Source organism: Rhodococcus sp. 4CII, assembly GCF_014256275.1.
In the GTDB taxonomy this organism is placed as follows: Bacteria; Actinomycetota; Actinomycetes; order Mycobacteriales; family Mycobacteriaceae; genus Rhodococcus_F; species Rhodococcus_F wratislaviensis_A.
This window is the reverse complement of the sequence record NZ_JACCFE010000004.1, coordinates 24,910-47,320: the sequence shown is the minus strand read 5'-3', so window position 1 is coordinate 47,320 and position 22,411 is coordinate 24,910. Positions and strand designations below refer to the sequence as shown.

At 62.1% G+C, this 22,411-nt stretch carries 15 protein-coding genes; 4 read left to right on the top strand and 11 right to left on the bottom strand.

Going from position 1 to position 22,411, the window contains the following annotated elements:
* Position 1 precedes the first annotated feature (1 nt).
* From H0B43_RS38420 to H0B43_RS38405, 4 genes are all read right to left on the bottom strand, one after another.
* Positions 2–781 (bottom strand): alpha/beta hydrolase, encoded by a 780-nt coding sequence (locus H0B43_RS38420; RefSeq protein WP_312034202.1) that lies wholly within the window; start codon positions 779–781, stop codon positions 2–4.
* Between the two features lie 33 nt (positions 782–814).
* Positions 815–1,459, bottom strand: coding sequence for a hypothetical protein (locus H0B43_RS38415; protein ID WP_005560279.1), 645 nt, complete (start codon positions 1,457–1,459; stop codon positions 815–817).
* Positions 1,460–1,606: 147 nt separating this feature from the next.
* Entirely contained in the window at positions 1,607–1,939 is a 333-nt protein-coding gene (locus tag H0B43_RS38410; RefSeq protein WP_005560277.1) for a hypothetical protein, read from the bottom strand.
* Between the two features lie 67 nt (positions 1,940–2,006).
* A complete protein-coding gene (locus tag H0B43_RS38405) occupies positions 2,007–3,509 on the bottom strand; it encodes a hypothetical protein (protein WP_252190978.1) in 1,503 nt (500 codons plus the stop codon).
* A gap of 37 nt (positions 3,510–3,546) precedes the next feature.
* On the opposite strand from H0B43_RS38405, the gene H0B43_RS38400 reads away from it, so the two are divergent.
* Entirely contained in the window at positions 3,547–4,143 is a 597-nt protein-coding gene (locus H0B43_RS38400) for a helix-turn-helix transcriptional regulator (RefSeq protein WP_312034200.1), read from the top strand.
* A 644-nt stretch (positions 4,144–4,787) separates the two neighbouring features.
* Here the strand turns inward: H0B43_RS38400 and H0B43_RS41070 are convergent.
* Positions 4,788–5,330 (bottom strand): hypothetical protein, encoded by a 543-nt coding sequence (locus tag H0B43_RS41070; protein ID WP_005560272.1) that lies wholly within the window; start codon positions 5,328–5,330, stop codon positions 4,788–4,790.
* A gap of 158 nt (positions 5,331–5,488) precedes the next feature.
* Here H0B43_RS41070 and H0B43_RS38385 point away from each other — a divergent pair, with 158 nt between their 5' ends.
* A complete protein-coding gene (locus tag H0B43_RS38385) occupies positions 5,489–6,268 on the top strand; it encodes a hypothetical protein (RefSeq protein WP_252190438.1) in 780 nt (259 codons plus the stop codon).
* Positions 6,269–6,354: 86 nt separating this feature from the next.
* Here H0B43_RS38385 and H0B43_RS38380 read toward each other — a convergent pair whose 3' ends face one another.
* Positions 6,355–7,269, bottom strand: a complete 915-nt coding sequence (locus H0B43_RS38380) for a hypothetical protein (RefSeq protein ID WP_159929906.1) — start codon at positions 7,267–7,269, stop codon at positions 6,355–6,357.
* Between the two features lie 662 nt (positions 7,270–7,931).
* On the opposite strand from H0B43_RS38380, the gene H0B43_RS38375 reads away from it, so the two are divergent.
* Entirely contained in the window at positions 7,932–8,561 is a 630-nt protein-coding gene (locus H0B43_RS38375; protein ID WP_005560269.1) for a hypothetical protein, read from the top strand.
* A 325-nt stretch (positions 8,562–8,886) separates the two neighbouring features.
* On the opposite strand, the gene H0B43_RS38370 is transcribed toward H0B43_RS38375, so the two are convergent.
* The gene (locus H0B43_RS38370; protein ID WP_043786706.1) at positions 8,887–10,503 is read right to left on the bottom strand and encodes an IS1634 family transposase; all 1,617 of its coding nucleotides are present in this window, start codon (positions 10,501–10,503) and stop codon (positions 8,887–8,889) included.
* Between the two features lie 135 nt (positions 10,504–10,638).
* Here H0B43_RS38370 and H0B43_RS38365 point away from each other — a divergent pair, with 135 nt between their 5' ends.
* Positions 10,639–11,517: a hypothetical protein gene (locus tag H0B43_RS38365; protein WP_005571743.1), complete on the top strand. Its 879-nt coding sequence runs from the start codon at positions 10,639–10,641 to the stop codon at positions 11,515–11,517.
* A gap of 133 nt (positions 11,518–11,650) precedes the next feature.
* On the opposite strand, the gene H0B43_RS38360 is transcribed toward H0B43_RS38365, so the two are convergent.
* The 4 genes from H0B43_RS38360 to H0B43_RS38345 all read right to left on the bottom strand — a co-directional run bounded on the left by H0B43_RS38360 (position 11,651) and on the right by H0B43_RS38345 (position 22,407).
* A complete protein-coding gene (locus H0B43_RS38360; protein WP_185730770.1) occupies positions 11,651–14,002 on the bottom strand; it encodes an FtsK/SpoIIIE domain-containing protein in 2,352 nt (783 codons plus the stop codon).
* A 1,969-nt stretch (positions 14,003–15,971) separates the two neighbouring features.
* Positions 15,972–17,624: a M23 family metallopeptidase gene (locus tag H0B43_RS38355; RefSeq protein ID WP_185730769.1), complete on the bottom strand. Its 1,653-nt coding sequence runs from the start codon at positions 17,622–17,624 to the stop codon at positions 15,972–15,974.
* Positions 17,624–19,900: a hypothetical protein gene (locus H0B43_RS38350; protein ID WP_185730768.1), complete on the bottom strand. Its 2,277-nt coding sequence runs from the start codon at positions 19,898–19,900 to the stop codon at positions 17,624–17,626. The genes H0B43_RS38355 and H0B43_RS38350 overlap by 1 nt, the downstream gene beginning before the upstream one ends.
* Positions 19,897–22,407 carry an ATP-binding protein gene (locus tag H0B43_RS38345; RefSeq protein WP_185730767.1) on the bottom strand — a complete coding sequence of 837 codons (2,511 nt, stop codon included), beginning with the start codon at positions 22,405–22,407 and terminating at the stop codon, positions 19,897–19,899. Before H0B43_RS38345 ends, H0B43_RS38350 begins: the two co-directional genes overlap by 4 nt.
* Positions 22,408–22,411: the final 4 nt, after the last annotated feature.

Genomic DNA, 22,411 nt, shown 5'->3' with positions numbered 1-22,411 from the left:
ATCAGCCGAGCGCCTTGACGAACGCAGTGATCGCCGCGTTGACCGGCTCGGGGTGTGTCCAGTTTGCGGCATGGCCGGCCACCGGGATCGTGACAACTGGCGCAGCACCAGGAAGACCTGCTTTGAGCTCGTCCGCCTTCTCTTCGGGCGCTGACAGGTCATTTTCCCCACGGATGATCAACGCCGGAACGTCAATGTCGGAGAGTCGGTCCACGACGTCGTCGCGTTCGATAAGGCACTCCGCGGCTGGCCGGACAGCCATGCGATCGCTGCTGTTCCATTTGCTGATCCACGACGTCCAATCCGCAGGTTCTCCACCGATCAGTTGGGGGGCAAGTGCGCTGGTGAGCGGTTCGAGTGGCTCTGTGCTGCACCACTGATCGAACAGGACGCGGTATCCGGACTTCTGCTCGGGTGTACAGGCTGAGGCTTCCGTGTCGAGCAAGATCAGAGCCGTCGTGCGCTCCGGTGCGAGAAGTGCTGTGCGCAGCGCGGTATAGCCGCCCTGGGACATGCCCCCGATGATTGCCTTCTCGACGCCGAGGTCGTCGAGGACGGCGAGGGCGTCGCGTGCGAGGTCCCAGTATGTGAACGGCATACCCGCATCGGTGGTCTTTCCGTGGCGGCGCGCATCCCAGGTCACAACCCGGAGGTCCGGGGATAGATCGCGCACCTGGGGCGTGAACATGGATGAGTCCATGAAGAACCCGTGCCCGAGTAGAAGTACGGGCCCCTCTCCCCCACTGTCGGTGTAAAAAATGTCGGCGTCGGGCGTTGTCACTGTCGGCACGTAGCCGATCCTAGGGTGAGGTGACTATCCCCGGTCCAGGCGAGTCTCAAGGAGCGCTGTTGCCAGTGCCCCTTTCAGGGGTTGCCGCTCACTCTCAACAAGACCCTTTCGCCCACAACCTGCGGAGACTATCGACGCGTTCTGCCGAGTGTCCGTGGTCGGTGGGGTTTCTCCCGTTCGAGGGCTGCCCGCGATTGGGTGCGCTCGGTTCGTCCATTCGGTCAGAGCGCGGGCGATCCAGCATCGCGCTACCGCGGAGTCCGCCGCACAGGCGGCGAGGGACTCGAATGCCAGCGCTATCGCGACTGTGAACTCGGGGTGCGTTTCGTCGATGCATTCGAGTGCGATGTCGTTCGCCGCCGAAAGTGCGAGATAGGTGGCCTCTGAACTGGTTACGGCCGAGCTGTGGGCCAATCTCTCCGTGGCCTCGTACGCCGCGCGCCACGCGTCGGGGCTGAGCGCCTTCGTTTCCGATGTTCGGCACATACCGGCGACCCGCTCGAGTTCGTGGAGTACATCGTCGCCGGCGACCGGGAGCCGGCCGGTCAAGCCCCAGTCTGAGTCGAGCACGTCGGCGAACCAGCACCAGCGAGCGAACTCGGGCGCGTCTTCGAGCGCGAGTTCAACGGTTCCGGACGCGAGCTGCATCACTGCATCGGCGACCGACATCTCGGTGAGAGCGGAAGAAAATGACTCATGCATGATCGTTTCCCGTCTCCGTGTCCCATGAGTGGGACGTGAGTATCAAGCGCAGGGTTGAAACCTGTTCTGGTAATTGCCAAACGCCACACTGTGCACAACCGAGCCCGACCGAGGTCAGAGCGTTGTCAACCAGCACTCGACGGCGCGCCTGGCAGCCTCGGTCGGATCGGCGAGGTCGACCACAGTGGTGGCATCGACCCCCTCGGTGCGCTCCCAGCTGCCGTCGTCTCGCTGGTGGTCGACGGTGGACCAGCTTTCGACCGTCGCTTCATGCTCACCGCGGGTGATGAGCCGAAGAGCCGGGGAAAATCCGGGGCAGAGGTTGCTGAGGGCGATGTATGTGCGGTCCTCGTCAACGGCGAGGTCAAGGTCGTTGTGATCATTCGCGTCGTGGGCGGCCGCAATGAACGCCGTGTGGAAGTCCTCGGGGATTTCTATGAGGGCCATCGGGTCTGGTCTCCTTCAAAAGGGTCGAGATCGGGGTGCACAGCAATGCCTCACACGGTCGCCGGCGTCAACAGGTATCAGCGAACTGGAACAAGGCCTGCTTGGTCGACCGGGTCGGGGTGCCGATGCCTGTTCGGCGAGGCGATGCGATCGTTGACGCGAAGAGGGGCAACCCCGACGACAGCCGCCATCGCTCATCTGAGTGAGGCCAGTTCTGCTCGGCACCTACGGCTCTCGTTGAACCCGTCCGGCAGGCCGGCCGCCATAGCTTCGAGCGCCGGGCTATCGGCCAGCTCCCTGGCACCCCACCTTCCGGCGCTGAACGAGCACAGTCGATCGTTGCGTCGTGGAACTGTGCGCTTGCCGTGAAGGCGCCGGTCCAGCGGCGCCTGATCGCACTCACTCGGTTGGCTGAAGCCCGCGCCGGCGCGTTCACCCTGGAGCCGGCGGGCGACTGTGACTCGGCGGCATCCGACGTAGCTGCTGCTTCTCGCGGAGAGTCAGAATCGGGTGCGTCTGTCAGATCGGCCGCGGCAGCGACCGCGGCAGTCTCGCCCTTTCCACGCTCCCCCGTAGGCGCGTCGGTCGGGGTCGACGTCTCCGCCGTGGAATCGGAACCGGCGACGACGACCGTCTGGACGAGAGCTCGGCGGTACCGGCTCAGCTCCGTCACGGCCGAGTCGTACTTGATGGCGAGCTTGTCCGCGAGGAGGCTCGGTGACCAGCGCTGCTCGTAGGCCATCCGAATGATTTCTCGTCGTTCGCAGTTGCGCATGGGGACTTGTTCGCCGCTCAGGCGACGAACGATGACGACCTCGTCGGCCGCGATCGCTCCCGTGGCACGCTCGCGCTCGTGACTACGCGCCTTAGGATTGTCGATCTCGTCGTCGTCCCACCCGAGAGGCGGCACCAGTCCTTCTGCACGTGCTTGTTCACGGAGGTCGGCGTCGGGTCCGGGGCACATGGAAAGCTCGTCGTAGATCTCTTCGACCGCTTCCCACAGCTCGCTCGGGATGAGACCTTTTTCCGGCATCGAGGTGACGACGTCGACCTCGACGTTCAACCGGTGAGCGAGGCTCGGATCGCCGTAGCCCATGGCGTTGAGTGCGCGCAGTCGGCGGCGAGCCCCCACTGCTGGGGTCAGATCACGCCCACGGCTCGGGTGAAAAGTGATCGCGAGGATCGCGTCCGCGATGGCGGAGGTGGTCGTGAGAGTCGAAGTGCTCCTCAGCGACCGGATTGTCGCGACCGGCAGGGAGGCCAGGTCAGCGATCAGAGCGGTCGTCATGCCGGCGCACATCAGGGCGTTGATGTGGTAGCGCACATCAACCGTGTCGACAGATGTATCGACGTGACGGGCAGGTGTCCAAGCCTGCCCGTCACGTCCCCCTAAACCCGACTGTCGCGATGTCTGGAACCACCCGTCGTCGCGACTGGGCAAAGCAGACCGGGCGGGGAATCCGGCTGCATTCAGTCTAGCTAGCTGAGTGGCGCATACGGACGAGCGTGCGTCGCGTCGATGCGCAGAAGTCTGGGACAAGGGTGGGGCAGCTGAAACGGTAGTGGTCATCGGATGCTCTTTTCCGTTTAGCGGCTGGTCAGGCCGCATGTACGTGGGAACTGTTCGTACTCGAGCGCACCGGGTTCGAGTTCAGCGAGTGATCAGCGCTGCACCGCATCGCATTTACCACTGGAATTTAAACCCGGTATGCACCGATGGTATCTACATCTTCAATAGGATGTCCAGCGATGAACGGAAAATCGCAGTGAGAGCGCCCCTGAACGGCTTCAAGCCCCAGGCCCTCGAAGACGCGCGCACTACTGCCGGAATCACGCGCGGCGACCTTTCCCGCGCAATAGGCGTCGACCCGACCACCATCCACAACTGGGAAACCTCGCGAACGCACCCTCAGCCCGACCACCTCGCCCGAGCCGCCGAAAAGCTGGGAATACCCCTCGACCGTCTCGTCGTCGTCCCGGAGGACAGTCGGACCATCGCCGACCTGCGGAATCTCGCGGGATTGACGCAGAAGCACGTCGCAAACCGAACCGGACTCAGCACCACCACCATCGGCCGAATCGAACGGGGCGAAGGAAGCCTGTCCGATCGACACGCCACAGCACTCGCTGAGGCTCTGCACCTGGAAGAACGCACAATCCGCGACGCATTCATCCGCGCACGGAATCGACCGCTTCCTACTTGATAGCTCGGCAACAATCACCCCCGTGCTCATGCACTGTCCCCGCGGCGCAACCGCTGCTGCCGGCGACGATCGATTGAGCGCCGTGCTCCGCTGAGAGCCAGAGTCACAGCGAGCACCAGAACTGCCACGACGATGATCAGCCGGCGGAGGTCGAGGCCTGCACCTTCCGTGCCAGGGATAGTCACCAGCGGTGATGCCGAGGCCGCAACGATGAGATCGTGAGCGAGCAGCCACGCAGTTGCCTTAGTCGACATCGCTGGAAGAGCCGCGACAAGTAGGCCCAGAATCAATGGGGCCGCCATCAACAGAGACAGTTGGTCCTCGTCGGACAGGCCTGTTGCATTCTGCGCGGGTTGGATGGGCCGCTGAGGTTGACTGGGGTGCATGGGATCTCCTCCTAAACTGGCTTCTATCTGGAGGAAGATCCGGTGCAGCGGGCTTGTGTGACAGATGGCGGCGTTCTTTTTCACAGCCCAGCGAAAGCCGTAAAGCTCACACCCGAGGCAGGCTGCATATCTCGACGGAGCCGCGGGCGGCGCCGAGAGCTGTGCAAGCGGAGACCAGCGAACTTTCGTAGCGCTGAAGACCTAATCGAATCGCCCCCGCTCTCCTTGACGGCGGGGGCGATTCTTCACGCAGGCACGTCAATCGACGATCTTGAACCCTGCTGCAGCGAAGGCTTCATCGAACTCGGAGACTCCCTCGAAGTGGTCGACGAGCCGCGCGAAATCGTACTCCCAGCTGCTGGTGACAACGTCGCCCTCGTCGGGGCCCGAGAACTGCTCGTGCGCCCAGGGCAGGAGGACGCGACCTCCGTCAACGACCGCGAAAAGCACCCGATCGACGAGAGAGCCGCGGTAGAAGATGTCGCCTATTGAGATCCAGACGTCCTCGTTGGGGAAGTTCTTCGCCCAGTCGAAGCTGCGAGGAGGCCTGCTGCCGGCGTCGCGCAATCCCCTGAAGTCGAGATCGAGTCCCCAAGCAATCGAGATATCGATGTCGTCTCTCAAGATGGCGACGTTGCCATGGCTCTCGACCTCGTTCTCGATCGCGTCGGTCTTGCCGACCAACGCCGTGACCGTCCGGTCGCGGTAGCTTGGCCCGGCGCCACCACCCCAGCAGTGGATGTGATTCCAATCTTCAGTCGTTGTTTCGCGGATGATCTTCCGCAGCTCGTCCAGCTTCATTGGCTCCCCCTCGTTGGTGTGGGAACGGGATCTGTTTGATCCGTCAGCGTGATCGTATGTTGGAATCGGGTATCTCACATTTGATCCACGCGGGGCCTTTGTGACATGTCACCCTTACGGGGCAAGGCCACCGGCAGGATGGCAGGTAGGCCGACGCAATGGGCGCGAAGAACGCAATGGGCGCGAAGAACGCAATGGGCGCGAAGAACGCAATGGGCGCGAAGAACGCAATGGGCGCGAAGAATAAGAAACCTCGGAGTCCGCGGCGCCCAGGGAGGGATACTTGTCCAATGTGGGGCGACCTGTGGATATTCCCGTTCGATGTCACAATTTGGGGTACGGTTGCGTCTTGGTTTAGCGCAATCATCAGTAGTCTCTCGATTTTCGCAGCCGCTGCTTACTACATTATCGATAAATGGCAGGCAGCGAAGTCGCAAGCGCGCCATGTTCGTTTCGTGAGATGCTACTGGACGAAATTTGCAGTAAAGGCGGAAGTACACAATCATTCAGACGAATCTATTTTCGATGTGACCGTGCTGTGTGGGCGGAGACCCTTTCGCGACTACATCAACCGATTAATGGATAGTCGGCCTGTCGAGATGGACGAACTGCCCGGGTTGCTGGAAGCTTGGCAAGCGCTTCCGGGCGGAAATGTACAGGTCAGGAGTTTTCAGGACTCCCATATCCGGCCAGGGGAATTTATTTCAGTTTACTACGCCGGAGCGCGCTCCCTTGGGCTTGTGTACTGGATCGAGTTTCGCGACTCGATGGCACGCCCATGGCGGATGCAGCTAGATCAGCACGAACCCATTCGCATCCGTGAACACTGGCGTCCCAAATATACGTTGACTGAAGTTCTGAAATACCGTGGCGCCCGAAAGTACCGAGAAGAGCGAAAGCGGGTACAGACGTGGATAACACAGAATGCGCACAAGTAGCTCCACTTTCCACGAACAACTCAGATCTATATTTCATATCCACTCTAGACTTACAGCTAGGATATCGTAATAGATCAATAGTTGCACTAACTGGGGAATTGAGTGCTTGCAGTGCCAGCCACGGCTAACCGTAGAGTCCTGACCCACTTAGCAGACTGATCAGCGTTAAACTCGTGCTGTTTTTCAGGGCCATACCGAAGGGGAGACGCAGTATCCGAAAAGAGCAGGTTCCTAATCGTATCTGTCTCAGAATTCGCAAGTTTCAAGAAGAGCTTCGACACCTGATCCATAGCCCTTACAACATGGTCTGTGCCGGCACCGATACTAAAGGTCGCATAGAAATCATCGAGCGGCGTTCGCCTGTGATCGCATAGGGAGGAAAGGACTGAGTCCACATCTTCGTGTAGCCACGATAGGTTCTTCTCCATCCGCCGAATACGCACCTGCTCATCGATTAATTTCCATTTGTTCGTTATAGAAATCCACTTAACTCGATAGTCAGCCGAATCTGGAATCATAGGCTTGGCAGCGAAGAGCATCTCTTTTAGATCCTCGCCAGCAACACGCAGACAGTTGCTTAGACTCTCGTCGTCGCCTTCATCCAAGTGCTGCCGGGCAGAGGTCAAAGTAGCTCGATAGAGTTCGATCATCGGCGGCGTTCTAACGATCAGTACTTCTTCGAGATCGTCATCGCACAGGCTCAGCGCCGCATCTCGAAACCCCGTCCAAGCCTCGGCCGTCAGGGTGTTAATTGCTTCTGCTTCGATCAGGTCGGCACGTTGTTCGACGACTGTTGCGATAATGAAGAATGCGACAGGAACGCCGATACAGAACCCAATCAGTGCAGTCAACACGTTGAGAGTGAAGGCCAGACCGGTCCACACGTCGTGCAGATCACCGACTACGCCTGCAGCAACTCCGCACCATCCAGCAACGAACATGATGCCGAGAATCCATCGGACGGACAGTGGCGTGTGCTTGAACGCCGCCTTGAAGTTCATAGGCATATGCTGCCCGGTCCAGGTGTCGAGGAATAACCCGACTCGACGTAGCGGGAATCCCCATCTGATAGAGAGTTCGATCTCGAGCCGAATCCCCCTACCAGAACGACCATCGAGGTGGCCTGGGAAGCCAGCCTCTATGTCTCAACTGGCGTAGTCCCTGCTCAGCCCATAACCACCATTCGAAAGGAACCTCTCTCCCTGGAGGGACCGTCAGCTCGCCGCCGGAACAGGCTGTCAGACGCCCTTCCCACCGGCCGTTTCCCGACACGGGATCCCTGGGTGATCGCCCGCCCCGATACCCTTCGCACAGTGGCTACAGACCAGTACACCCCTCATGGCGACTACCAGTCGATCAGAAAACGCCGCTGCCAATCGGATCGCTCACTTTGCGCACGAAGCAACGAAGACTCCGTTCGACCCGAAGCAGCTCGGAGTGCACGCGCGTGTTCTGAAGAAGGGCTTCGACGCTCACACGACCGCCGACGAGTCCGTGGGATCGGACTGCGTCAAGTGCCGCCAACCCTGGCCGTGCGCCAGCATTCGCCTCATTTTCGTGCCACTGAACGTCCTAGATTGATGCGAATGCAGCCGGTTGCGAGCCTATACGGACCGAAATGGCCGCAGACTTTCGGTGGGATCGCAGTCGCTAGGCTTCGGCAATGAGCATCGCACTCACCCTCGCTGTTTCGAGCAAGTTCGACAACGCGATGACGCATTGCGACAACCTCATCGAGGTACATAACCGGGCGGGATCGGGCGGACGCGGCCGGAGAACTGCCGAGACGTCGGTTAACCGAGCAGTTGTTGTGATTGCCATCGCGAGCTGGCAGGCCGTTGTGCAAGACATGGCGCGATTCCTCGTCGAACACCATATGCCTCAACCCACAGATCCGGGATATGGCGTCGCGAAGCTCATTCGGGGCCAGGTATTTGGCGAGATCGGCAACTTTTCGACCCCCAACGCGCAGAATACGCGCAACCTTCTTATCTCCGCCGGGTTCGATCCGCGGAACTACTGGACATGGACGACCAGGGGTCAAAATCGGCAGATGCTGACTCTCCGGCCTCATGAGGTTGAGGATCGCCTTCGAAAATGGTTGATGATTCGTCACGCCATCGCCCATGGTGACGAAGCGATGCCGGATGTCGATGTCCTTCAAGCGGTCAAGCAAAATGCCGTTCGGCCTGGGCAAGGTCCAGCGATTCGATTGGAGGACGCCAAACAGTGCATTGCGTTCATCCGGAAGCTCACCGACGTCACCCTCGGAGGGATCAAAGCTGAGCTTTAGCCGCTCTCGCCAAACAGCCCGACGGTTCCGGATCAGGTTCCGGATGCTTCCTCAACCACACCATGCGTTTCCGCTGTGGACGCCACGCAGCCTGGCATGAGATCACCGCAATACGGTGCGGCAACGCGGCATTTCACGTCGAATGGGAAGATCAACGCGAAGCGGCTGACTGGGCGCCTCGGCCATCGAACGGCTTCCCCCTCGGGTCATCGCGCCGCTGCCGTTGGCTTTCCGGTGGCCGGCTGTCAACGACAGGAAGGACGTGATGGTGGCTCGCAAAGGTCGTGCTCAGACCTGAGTTGGCTCATTTCGTTAGTGCGTGAACTCAGGGCTCCACAATCCGGTCGAGCAGGGCCTTCGTGTTGGCCTCGACGTCGGGTGGGAACGTGTGGCGAGTCCCGTTGATCGCGATGGTCGCCGACCGTAGTGGTCTCAGCAGTTTCACGACCTTCCCGATCGCGAATCCGCTACGTTCCTGCACCACCCGCGAGACCGCCAACGCCGTGAACACCACGGTCAGGTGCGCCTCGATCGCATCACGGGTCCGGTGGAAGATCGGCCGCGCCCGCAGATCCGTCTTCGACATCCGAAACGACTGCTCCACATGCCACAACTCGTGATACTTCCCGATCACCTCACCCGGATCCATCACCGACACAGGAAGATTCGTCACATAACCCTTCAAGCCCACGAGCATCCGCGCCCGCTCCAGCGAGGCCGTATCCAGCCGTCGGCCCTTCGCAGTCGCCTTGACGAACCGTGTCGACTTCGGGACGGTGTCACCGTCGACCACAGCACGAGCCCGCGCCTCCTGCGCGTTCAGGGTCTTCTCGTCACGAGCCGCCCGACTGCGCGAGTACTGCCACACCGCCCGCCACGCATTCGGATGCTCCGCCTGATTCCAGACGGGTTCGGCGCGTTTACGGGTGTTGTTCACCACCGAGCGACCATGCCGCGGCGTGATCGTGTCGATGATCTGCCCACCTTTGAAAACTGTACCGTTCCAATGGAAATGGGAACAGAGATCACCGGGCGCCTTCGTCACCCGTGACCCGACGATGAACTTCAGGCCCGCCCGATCCAACGCCGCCAGATTCGCCGCCGACAGCATCCCGGCGTCGGCGGCCACGACCATCTCGACGCCCTCGAGATCGTGGCGGGTCTGGAACTGGCGCACGATCGGCACAATCGTGTGGGTTTCAGCGGCGTTGCCTTCGTAGCATCCGATTTCGAGGGGGAAGCCGGTGCGGTCGACGAGCAACCCCACCACGATCTGCGGGTCGACCCGACGTTCCTTCGAGTACCCGACTTTGCGCAGGTCATCCTCTTTTTCGGCTTCGAAGTACAAGGTCGTCACATCGTAGAGCAACAGGCTCAGGCCGCCGGTTTCGGCAGCGTGGGCGAAGCACTGCTCGGCGATCTTGTCCCGGTACTCGCCGGTGATGACCTGCTTGAGGTGGCGTTTGATCGTGGCGTAGCTGGGCGGGTCGGCGCCGAGGTCGTGCAGGACCCGGCCGGCGTCGAGTTTCGAACCGGGTTCGACGATGCGGGCGATCACCAGATCGCGGAACACCTCATCGTCGACGATTCCGAAGCCGAGTTGCTCGTACACCTCGGTCATCACCTGGCGCAGCAGCACCGATCCGGTGGATTCGGTACGTCCCGGCGCATCGATCCTCGCGGGTTTCTCGGCGGGGTCAAGCAGTGTCTTCTGCCCGGTGGGCAGGGGTTTTTCGACCGGGATCTGGGGTGTGACACCCAGATCGAGAGCCTGCTGGTCGGGTTCGAGCCATGCCCGGGCGCGTTCGAGGAGCATCCCGAGTTCGAGGTCGGTGTGGGCGGAGCCGATGTGTGTGACGATCTCCTGCCGGCCGTTTGCGTATCGGGCGATCTGCACGGCCGTGGCCCCGGATTTGGTGCGCACCTTCCTGATAAACGCCACCCGCCGAGCCTAAACCGATGCGATTAGTGCGTGAAATCCGCCCGATCCGAATACAAGCAAGCAGGTCACAGGCGTGAGTACCCGTTCACCGCCGAAACGTGAGCCAACTCAGGTGTCAACGACAGGAAGGACGTGATGGTGGCTCGCAAAGGTCGTGCTCAGAAGGGCGAATCAGACGTCGAGCTGCTCGCCCACCGCATAGTCGAACACAACTCTTTTGTGTGGCTGGACCCGCATGACGACGGTAGCGAGAACGGAATGGTCGACTACCGGGTCTTCGACAAACCCGAGATCGACGAGTGTCGGCGGTGCATCGGAGTCCTGGAGGTGGGTTCGATTACCAACTCGGACTACCGCAGCTCTGTTGGCCAATACCGGCGGCGGTTCAAGGGGTTCGACGATTCCACTCTGTCTTGCAGTTGGGCTGTCATGTGTGAGTTCGGCGTGACTTTTCAGGGCTTACAGGAGCGATTGACTCCACTGCTCCGCAAGCTGGAGGACAAGGGCGTAGATACCCTTGTCCGAGGCAGGCGAGATACCAGCACGGTGGAGCTCGAACGCGAACTCAACGCCATCGCAGGAGTTGTCCAGATAGTTCGGACCCGCGAAGGCGAGCGCTCAACGCGAGTGGCCATAGACTTCATGTCGCATGCCAAAGGGACCACGACTCCCGACAGCACGCTCGAGGTCGTCGAGGCGTTCCTGGCCAGTGACGATAAGGACCCAGTCGGTATCCGCAGAAAGGTCATGTCGGAACCGGAACTCCCCTATCACGGCGTGTACCTCCACCTCGACGGTGCTCCAGAGCCCGTGCCGGACTCTCAGTTCGGCGAGTACCGTCACTTCGCGGCGCCGCTCCAGTTCGACCTGATGCCCACCCGTTCACCCAAGCTGCCCGAGGGGTTCACGGACCTGTGGCTCATCGGGAGGTTCGGACAAGGTTGGCACTGGGACCGCGAGTCGGGATGGACCTTCGTCGCAGCTCCCCCGTTCGGCCCGCAAGAGCAGCCCTGATCCTTCGGACGCCGGCCGCGTGCGCTCGGGGGGACCTGGTCAGAAGTCGAAAGGAGCGAGGTTGGGCGTAGTTCTACGCCCCGGCTGCTTCGCAGCCCGGCGAGTCCGGCGCAGACAGTCGTCCGTTGCCAGCTCAGCCAGATACATGGATGGGTTTGCGAATCGATACGTAGGAACTATCAGGTAAGGCGAGGTCGCCGAACTCATCGGTGTCGCTGCGCCAGGTCAGCGAAAGCAATGAATCTTCGATGATGTCCGGCTCGGGATCGGTGTCTACGACGACCCATTCGTCAATGTCCTCCATCAGCAACAGGTCCCCGAGTGCGACATCGGCGGCGCGAACATCGCGGACCGGACCGTACTGGTCCTCGTAGGTGTCAGGTGAATCCTCCGGTATGTCGAAGACCTCGGCGCCGCCGCCCGCCGGTATCTCTGGTTCGGTTGCTGCTGACTCTTTGACCAGGGCTAGTCGAGCGCGTGAGGACTCCGCCCGAGCGGCGGAGGATTCGAGTTGTGGAGCAGAGAGCTGGTCTAAGAACGAGGCGGCATCGGTTGGGCCGGCGGCTGTCGGGGTGCGGTAGTCGTTGAGCTCTACCGCTGCTTCGTTGGTGGGCTCGGCGCGGCCCCCGAGTAGCCCGAGGAGCGCCGTCGGCGACGCGAGACGCCGATCGGTTTCGTGGGTCATCTTCGCTCTTCTGAGTACCGGATCGAGGTCGGGTCGGTCGCTGGCCAGTACCCATTCGGCTTCGATGTAGTCGAAGTATGTCAGCGGTGCCGGTTCTGACATGTCGTCGGTGGCGTCGATGTCCGGAAGTTCGTCCGGTGGGACGATCAGCAATCGTGGATGGCGTGTTATCGGGGGTCGGAGGGTGTCGAGCAGATCGGACTCGAAGGTGCCGGCTCGCGTCTTGCGTGGGTCGGGTACGCGGTAGCACTGGATCTCGATGGACTGATAGTTGTCGGTGACGGTGGTGCCGCGGCCGCGGCACTTGCGGGGCACGCTGGTACCGATCGTCGGTGATTGCCACATCATGAGTGCCCCTTGTGGTGAGAGGCGGCCCATGGAGATGCGCATGGCGAAGTTGTCACGCATGTCGCCGAGGAAGTACTGCGCGTCGGGACGCTGAGTTCCGAAGACTAGATGCACTCGCGAGGTTCGGGCCTTGCGTGCCATCGACGCGAGCATGTTGAGCACCGGTGGCTGTCGGGCGCCACCTTTCGGTTTGACCCTGGAGTACCAATCTTCGACGTTGCCGCGGAACTCCGCCCATTCGTCGAGAAAGACCAGTACTGGTTCGAAGTCCGCTTCTGTCGCCTCGCCGGTAACGATCTTCTGGTAGCGGAACTCCATGAGATCGCGGGCGCGATGGACCAACGCCACTTGCTGCTCGATGGTCGTAGCGACGACTTGTACGTTGGGCCAGTCCTGGAATCCCAGGAATTCGACGTACTTGCCGTCGAGGACCCAGATCGGCCATCCACGTCGCGAGAAGTTGACCAACAGATTGTGTGCGGTCACGGTCTTACCGCTTCCGGGTGGGCCGATCAGCATCAGATTCGGGTCGATCGCCGGCCGCCACACAACCTCGTTGCCGTCTTCGTCGATTCCGTACGGAATTTCCACCGAGTCGTAACTGGCCAAGAGATCGGCCCCGGGGTCGAGGTCCGGTGCCGGCAACCAGACACTGTCCGGGAATGCTGTACGTTGCTCGAATCGAACCCAATCCGTTTCAAGGTTCCACCGTGCTCGCCAGCGACCGGGCAACGTCGCACTCATTCCTCGTTCGACGCGGGTCCGGTAGCCATCCGATTCCAGTTTCGGACCAAGTTCGTGACGTACTTCCATTGAGGTCACTTCGCCCGTTTCGGCGGCGACGTCGATCGCGGTTACGGTCGCGGTCGGGCCCAACAGCTGGGCGATGATCCGCTTCGCGCGCACAACCTGGTCGCTGTCGGAGACTTCTCGTTCCGGCTCGGCAGCGGGCGTGAAGATCAGGCGCCGGCGGGCGGGGTCGTGCTTGTCGAGTGCGAAGAAACCCCACCCTTGATCTTCGAAGACTCCGCAGATATCAGCGAGCCACGTCTCGTCATTCAGTGCCTGTGTCGAGTCGTAGTGCACGGTGAGTTTCCCCGGAAGTCCCGGCCATCCACGACTCCATTTCGACGTCGACAGCACCGCCCGGGTGGCCTCCGGCAGTCCCACGATCGGGCACAGCCTTTCGATCACCTCGTCGACGTCGACATCGCGAAGCTGCTTACGTTTGCCGGCTACTCCGGCGTAGACGGCAGCGATCGACAAGCCCGCCGCGGCGGGCATCGCGAGGGCGCTGTATCCGAACAGCGGAGCGGCGGCGCTGGCACCGACCGCGGTGGTACCCAAACAGAAGCTGTCGCGAAGCCAGGTGTGCGGCCGCGGGGGCAAGGAACTGATTCGGGGAGAGCGTGCGAACCGCGCACCACTTTGCTGCGGAGGTGTGGTTGTCATCGCCAGGCCTCGCCTTCACCAGTCGCCGAGGAGAGCACGGGCGTGCCGGCACCGCGATTGCCTTCCTCTCGCCGATTCGTACTACCTGACTCCGCGTATCCAACTGCCGATCCGTGCCGCGGCCACCTTGCGTTCGCAGTTCGCTGATCAGTTCGCATTTCCACGCTGCTCCCTCCTGCGCGAGCGAGCACACCACCTCGCCGCTGATTGATCTCTCCTACTCGGAGGAAGATCCCGGTAAGGGAGCTTGTGTGACACGCGCTGGCCAAGTTTTCTGGTCCGTGCTCGCTCCACAGCGCTCATCGCCTCATGTTGGAGTCCTCTGGGAGGCGTCCCATCCTCATCCCATTGACCCGACTGTCCGGTGACACGGGATTGTCCTCGGTGCGGAGCTGTGACCTGGGCCGAGGAATTTTGACTGGCGGGATTCGGGTGTGCCTGTCAGCGTTTCGGGGGTTGGTGACATGGCCGCCGGGCGCTGTGTGCCAGTGAATCTTGCTTGAACCGGCGTGTGTTGCCGTCTGCTCATGCACCGTCGGCAGGCTGCGGTGATTCGCATCGGCCCCTGCGAACTGGCCTGCCGGCCAGGGTGGGTGAACTCGAACCGAGCAAACTACAGTGGCGAGACAGCCGGGATAAGCAAGATTCATTGGCAAAAAGGAAGATCTTCTGTCACAGGACACCGACCTTGCGAAACACCGCCATGCCGGTACGGCAATCCCCGATGTCCCGACTCAGTGCATCTGATGCCGCAACGAAGCTCTGACCAGCTATGCATCAGATAGGCGTGGTCGGCCTCTTCACGCGTGGCTCAACCAAGCTGATGCACACGGAACGGCGGCCTGTGGCCGCGATTCTCCTGGTAACGCAGCACGCGCCATCGGAGCGCTGGTCAGGGAACTCCGCATCAGATCCACTGCGCCGGGCATCAGTTTGACCGCCGCCGGCATCAGATTCACTGAGTCGACATCAAATGCACCGAGTCAGGACACCCGTGTCCTAGCTCAGTGGATCTGGCGAGATCACAGAGGCCGCACCTGCTGCTCGCCAGGTCTATTGAGTCGCCGCGGCGACTTCGGACTCAAGGAACGTGGCGAGCATGGAACTCGGTGCCTCGATTCATTCCCGATCGCGGGGGTGACCACCTCGGATTCGCCAGGTTCACTGAGCCTCCGCCAGATGGACCGCCACACTCGCCATATTCAATGAGCCGTCGCCACCTTCACCGAGTCAGGACAACCCGATTTACACCCACCACCCCCTTGACACGTGGGTTACGCTCCGACCAGCGCAACGAAGAGAGCATGGATCGGAGCGAAGACCCCGCGTAGGGATATATTTCCGCTCAGGCAACAACCCATCTCACGCGTGTTGATCGTTCCTTGAGCCTCGCTTGCGTACCTGTCCTTGGCGCGATGCCACTGATCTCGCTGGTCTCGCACACCGATCGCGAACCCGTCCCAACGCCGTCCCGCCACCGTCGGCATCCGGTACGGGTTCAGCCGACAGTGCTCCTCTGAACGAACAGCTTGGCGTTGCCGCTCGCTCGCGGCAGGGGCGGAAGAAATGGTTGCTCCTCCAGTCCGAGTAACACTGCTGGCCCGGCAGCAGTCAGTTACCCTGGGCCTGGAATGCAGTACGAGTTTCACGAGTTTCAGAAAGCGCCAGCTTTCGACACTCACCTCTGAGAAAAGTGACGGCCCGGCCAAGGCCATAAGCGGAGGACCTGCCAAGTCCTCCTCGCGAAAACACCCCCGCCAGGGGGTTTTTCGTGTCTCTGAACGTCTGCGCTGATCCCGAGGCGGGACCACTTACCCCTTATTGCCAAGGGGTCGGACTTCACCCGGGACGGGCATGAATTCGCCACATGAATTCGCCTCACCCTGCCCGAGTGCGCACTTTCCACTACTACCGAGCGGTGGGTGGCCGGCCTTGTGCCGGGCGTCGGGCAATAACGTCCGAGCGAGTGTCAGGCCGCCAACTTCTTCATGTGCTCACGCACGGCCGGCACGTATGCCTGGGTCTGGCCGAATGGCGGAATCCCGCCGTAGGTGACGACGGCACCCTCCCCGCCGTTGTAGGCGGCGATGATCAGATCGGTGAAGTCGCCCTTGACGGCTCCACTGTCGTGATGCGGTCGAAGGTAGTCGGCGATGTGGCAGAGATAGCGCCCTTCCGAGGCGATCGCGTCGTACGGATTGAACGGGTCGGCAGCGTTCGGTGGTTCCGCTTTTCCGTTTCGATCTAGACCGGAATCCGTACCGAAAGCCTTCCAGGTCTCCGGCATGAACTGACTCATTCCTTCGGCGCCGCCCTGGTTTACTCCATCGCCCTTGCTGACGGCCTTTTCGTTGAACCCGGACTCTTGTTGAACGATGCCGGCAACCAGAACCGGGCTCACCTCTGGGCACTGAGACCCAGCGGCCGAGACTGCGTTGGTGTATTGCGGCGGGATGCTGCCAGGGGCGAACTTGGTCTGATCACCGCCCTCTGGCGGGCACGGCTCCGTGGTGGTCGTACCTCCCGGAGCGCTGCCGTAGCGGGTCTCGGCGGTCGGCATCCCGCCGCCCTTGAGTGTCACGTGTACGTGGTCGAAGTGGTTTTCGGTGTAGCCGTGGCGGTCCTCCATCAGTGTCCAGTGGCCGGTGCCATCCCAGTAACGCTGTTGCCAGATCAGGTACTCGACGTGCAGGGCCACCTTGTTCTGTTGGAGGTACAGGGCGATCTTGTCGCCGAGCGCCTTCCCTTGGGCGCTCGCGGAGTCGGGAATCATGATGTCGACCGCGCGGCCGTCGGGGTGGTCCTGGGCGACGTCGTCCGTGGGGCGCCATCCGCCGATGGTTGTGATCTCGGGGAAGGCCACCGCGATTGTGCGCATGACGCGGATGGAGTCGACCTGCATGTGCGCTTCGCTGCCTTTGTCGGCGGGCAGCGGTGGTAGGTCGCCACCGGTGGAATCGGTATGGGCGACTAGCTCTGCTGGTCCTCCATTGGGCGAGATGGTTCCTTGTTGTGTGAGCCACGGAATGGGATCTACTCCGCCGCCCAGTGACCAGCCTCCGGGGTAGATGCCGAAGTGAAGATGCGGTCCACTCGACTGTCCTTCGCTGCCCACCTTGCCGATCAGTTGGCCCGCTGTGACCTTGTCTCCGGTGTGGACGAGGACCCCGGACGCCTGCATGTGCCCGTATAGGGATTCGACGATCTGGCCCTCGATGGTGTGCCGGATCCGAATCCAGTGTCCGTAACCGGCGGCGGGCTCTGCGGCGATGACTTCGCCGTCACCGGCGGCGTAGAACGGGGTCTCCAGTGGTGCTGCGTAGTCCTGGCCGTCGTGCATGCCTCCCTCGCGCAGACCGAAGGGTGAGCTGATTGTGTAGGTGCCTTCGGCCATCGGGACCGCGAGGGATCCGGGTTTGATTCCCGTGAGGCTGCCGCCCCCGGCGTCTGGCACAGGTTGACCGCAGTTCGTGTCACTACCGGTCGTCGCGAGGATGACCAGTATCGGAGCCATCATGAGGACCATGGCGAAGGCGGGTATGCCGGCGAGCAGCCACCACCACTTTTTCGAGCTGCCTTCCTGTGTGTCCGGGGTCGACGGTGGTGTGTCGAGGAGCGTCATCAGCGAGCTCGGTGGGCCAGTGCGCTTGGCTTGACTACCGGCGCGGATCCGGACTGCGCGGCGGCAGCGAGCAGCTGAGCAGTCTTCGACGATGAACCGTTGGGGATCCCTGTTTCAGCAGAGGCGGGTCTGGCTGGTCGCGGGGTGCGGCTCAGTGTCGTCGGCAACATCACCGGCGCCCCAGATGTGGTGGTGAATTCGCGGAATCGGCGACCGTCAGGGCTACTGGTTGTCGTGGCCGAGGCGCGGACCTGGCCAGGGTCGGGGACCGGCAATGACGGGGCGACCCCGATGGGGTGCGTGATGCCGGCCTTGTCCGACACCGCCGTTTTCGACAGTCGACTCCGGACAGCGTCGGCAGCGTTCGTAGCGGCGGTTCCACGACTGGTCCGGGCACCGACCGTGCCTGAGGTGGACTTCGGGTAGCTGTCGGGATCGGCGATCGAGTCGACCTTGTTCTTCGCTCGCTTCGCCGTCGAGGAGAGGACCCGTCCGGCAACCAGCACTGCAGCCGCCCCGCCGGTTGCTGCGGTCGACGTGGCTCCGGCTGCGACTTTTCCGGTCGTTGCCGCGGCAGTGCCGGACTTCTTCGCTAGTGCTCCTGCCCCCTTAACCACGGCCCTTCCGCCCTGGTACATGTGGCGTCCGTTGGCGGCCATCGCCGCGATGTCGCGCGCGGTGGTGGGCGTTGAGCGACTAATGGCGGTCGGTGCGGCGTTGGGCCGTTTAGCCAGAATTGTTGCCAGGTTGTCCGACATTCGCTTCATTCCCTTGACCGCTCGGCGGAAGAGGAGAAGTGCGGTGACCAGGAAGATGTCGACGAAGAACACCGTGCGGATCAGGTTCGATTCGTCTGCTGCGAAGAGATCCTCGACGACCATGACGTATCCCACGAGGAAGACGATGGCGAAGATCATCTGCAGCAACGCCATTGCGACGTTGGCAATGGTCCGCCAGAACTGCCCGCGCATCGAGGGTGCGATGGCGAGGACGACTCCTGGTATCGATTTGATGGCATTGCCGATCGAGACACCTGCGGCGATGATCAATCGGCCGGCGAGGTAGATCGCGAAGGCCATGAGGAGTGCGCCGGCGAAGATCAGGAAAAACAGGCCCATTGCTTGTCCGGGGCCGGGGTTGTCGGCATAGGCCTTCATCGGCCCGTCCTCCCCCTCACATTTGGCGATGGCATCTTTGACGCGGTCTTCCGGTTTCGCGTCGGGATTGATCAGGTCAAGGGCTACGCCTGCCCCAGGGGCGATCTCGGAGACGACGTCCTGCGCTTTGTCCGCGAGTCCAGGCTCCTTTGGCTTCGCGAGGTACGCGGCGTCGAACTCTTTGACGCATTTCCCGTTGTTTTCCGGGGCATCGAGAACGACTCCGAAGTTGATCAGTTGCGTGGGTTGGCGGATGAACGTATCGATGAGTTTCGATTCGATTGTCTCGATCTCGGTCTGCGGGTTTCCGCTGGTATCACCACCGTTCGCCAGCCCTGAGGCGACTTCCAGGCCCGCATCTCGCGCCGACAGCACCAGCCCGTCGTCCCCGAGGACGCGATCGACCGGGTTCGAGAGAACGCCCACGGCCGCGGCCGCGATGACGCAGGACATGAGGAGCTCGTAGATTCCGGTGGAGAATCGGCCGCGGATGATCCAGATGGCGACGCTGAGTCCGGCGACTGTGAGCATCAGCGGGGTCAGCGCGAACTGGTCGGTGATGGAGGTGACCGAGTCGGCGATGGTGCGCACGGGCGTGAGGATCAGCTCGAGCCATTCGAACGAGAGCACCCAGGTGATGAACCAGATGGCCGTTGCCATCAGGAAGCGGAAGACCTCGTATTCGAGGGTGATGATGTACGCCCAGATCATGCGCCAGCCGCCGCCCACCGAGGCGTTGCCTTTGTCGATGGACAGGAAGTAGCCCCACGCGTCGATGCCGTGCGAATCTTTCAGATTCATCCAGGCGAAGAACGGGCTCGCACCGCCGCCGCCGGCGGGATCGGCGAGAGCCGGGGTGGCCACGATCACCAAGATGGCGCCGGCCGCGTGCCAGCCGGCGATGAGGCGGATGAGTAGCCGGCTCCACCAGCGTGCCCACAGCCAGCGGGTTACTGGACGGATCAGGTGTATCAGTGCGGTCAGCCAGGATTGCGGAATCCATGCGGTGACAAGCCACAGCAGTGAGCGTTTGGCCGCGGCGCGGACACTGAAATACTCCCGGGGTGCGGGGGCGCCGACCACCTCCCGTTCACGGGAGGACGCCGCGGCCGCGGTCATGCTTTCACCAGCTTGTTGTCCTTCGGAGTGGTCGACACTGCAATTCGGCGCGACTCGGTTGCCGGCAGCAGCGTCTTGATACGACCGACGTTTCCGCTGCCATCACGCATGTAACCTTCACCGCGGCGGTGCGGTTCGACGTACTTGTCTTTTCCGGTTGCCGGAGCTGTCTGCTCCATGTATTGCTTGACCAGTCCGTAGTCGTCCGGGTCGAGGCCAAGCCATTCAATGGCGCGCTTGGCGAGGGTTTCGTCTGTATGACGGTGCGCGATGCGGGTCTTGATCAGTCCACGCAGCTTCGGGGTGCCGAACGCGCAGTCCTGGTCGCCGAGTCCCACCGCGGCCGAGGACTTGCGGCCCTGCAGCACGAAGTCCTCGACGATGTCGACTCCGTCGTCGGCGCCCAGGAGGTGGTGTGCCTCGTCGACGAGGAACAACGCCATCTGGTCGGGGTCGGCGAAGCACTGTCCGCGGGCGACCTTCGCTATCAGGGTGTACACCGCGTGACCGAACCGCTTCTCCAGCGGCAGGTTCTCATAGAGGTGCTGCTTCTCGGTCTGCAGCTGGGTCGGCAAGTCGACCTTGTGGGTGCGGAAAATGATGCCGGGAGCAGTAATGGGCAGCGGGGGTAGATCTTTGCCGAACAGTGCCGCCGCGTAGGTGCGGCGGGCGTAGACGTTCATCGCTTCGCCGAGATCTTGGGCGTGGGCGATCGGGCAAGCACCGGACAGGAGGTGTTCGGTCAGCTCGCCCAAACCCTGGTAGGGGTGCTCTGCGCGGTACTCGGGCTCGAGCACCCTGGCCAATGCGATGCCCAGGTCTGAGGAAGGCTGGATCCGGAGCAGTGTCAACAACACGGACTGGGCCATTTCTGCTGCGAGTCCGGCCTCGAAGATCCTCAGTGGGTCCATGCTGTATTCGGGTTCGACGAGGTCGACCACGACTGCCTCGGTGACGGCCTTGGCCCAATTGGCGTACTCGCCGAGATCGCTTTGGTCGATACCGATGACCTGCCCCCCGCAGTCGACGACCTGGCCGGCGATCACCTTCATGGTGACCGACTTGCCCGATCCGAGCTCACCGGTGACCGCGAAGGATCCGGACTGGTCGCGCAGCGACTTTCCGGCGACGTCGTGGTGCACCACACCGATCCGAGAAGTGGTGATGTTCAGTGCCAACAGCGGGCCACTGCCATCGCCGAGATCGTTGCGAATGAACGGCATGTACGCCGCGAAATGCGTCGACGTGGTGATCTGCGCGAACTCGCGGACGATCTTCGAGGTGGGAACGCCAGGCAACATCGCCCACCACAGGTCTTCCTGGTAGCCGACCGGCGCGACCACCTTGTATTCCTGCTGTTCGAACGCTTTCACCAATGCCTTCGCATCAGTGAGTGCACCCTCCTCGGAATCAGCTCCTACCGCGAACAACGCCGTCCAGGCAACCTCGACCTCATCGCGGTTCGTCTCGAGCAACGAGGTGTATTCGGTCAACGCGGCGGCAGCGAGGTCGAGAACACCTTGGCCGCCGGCCAACTCTCCTTCCCGCTGTTCGTACTGCTCCTTCAGGTTCTCGAGCGCGCGCTTGTTCGCTCGCATGACATCGGCACCGGCGGTGACCTTGAGCCGTACGGCAAAGTCGACATCGATATCGCCGAAGTCGTCAGCGAGGGTGAAGAACTCCGAGCCGGGGAAATAGACGCCACCGGCGGGGGTGTCCGCGAGCGCGAGGAGCACTTGGTAGGAGGCAGGGTGGTCGACGAATTCGTACGGCTGGTCGACCTTCAGGACCCGACTGAACGTCGGGACCTTGCCTCGCCAACCCGGCGCCTTCTCTCGATCCGATTGGGCGCCCTCGTCGATCCGGCACGCGGACAGTGCGGCACCTGACTTTGCTCCTGGCGTCACGGCTGCGTCGGGCAGGTCAGGGTCGATATGCAGTCCGCGCGTCATCGCGTGCTGCCACAGCCACATCATCTGAGCGGGAGTGACCGGTTGCGCATCGAAGACACCGGGGATGTCGGCCATGATCCGGTTGGCCTGCCGGACACGGGCCCGGATCTCGTCATCGTCAATTGCGGTCCGCGGCAGCCCGATGTAGTCGGAGAGTGTGGTCCAGGCCGAATGAGCCGCGGCCTTGACCTGATCGACGGCCTTGGGTGTGGTCAGCGGAATGCTCAGCCAGTAGATCCTCTGCCCCGGGCGGTATAGCTCGATCGAGTCGAGAGTCGCTTCGCATTCGGTTGCCCAGTCCGGGTGTGCATCGAGATCGACGCCTTCGGTCATTCGGGAAACGACGGCTTCGGCGCTCAACGATGCTGCGATGCCCATCAACAGTGACTCGCCCGGAAGGGCGCGGACGAGCATCGTGTGCAGGGTACGAGCAGTGCGCTTGTCCACGTCGGGGCGGTAACCGTAGTCGATGCCCGTGAGCACGTAGTCCGCCCAGACAACGCCGGACTTCGTCCACCGGATGTTCGCGGCCATTGACAGTGTCGGCTGTTCCATAGTG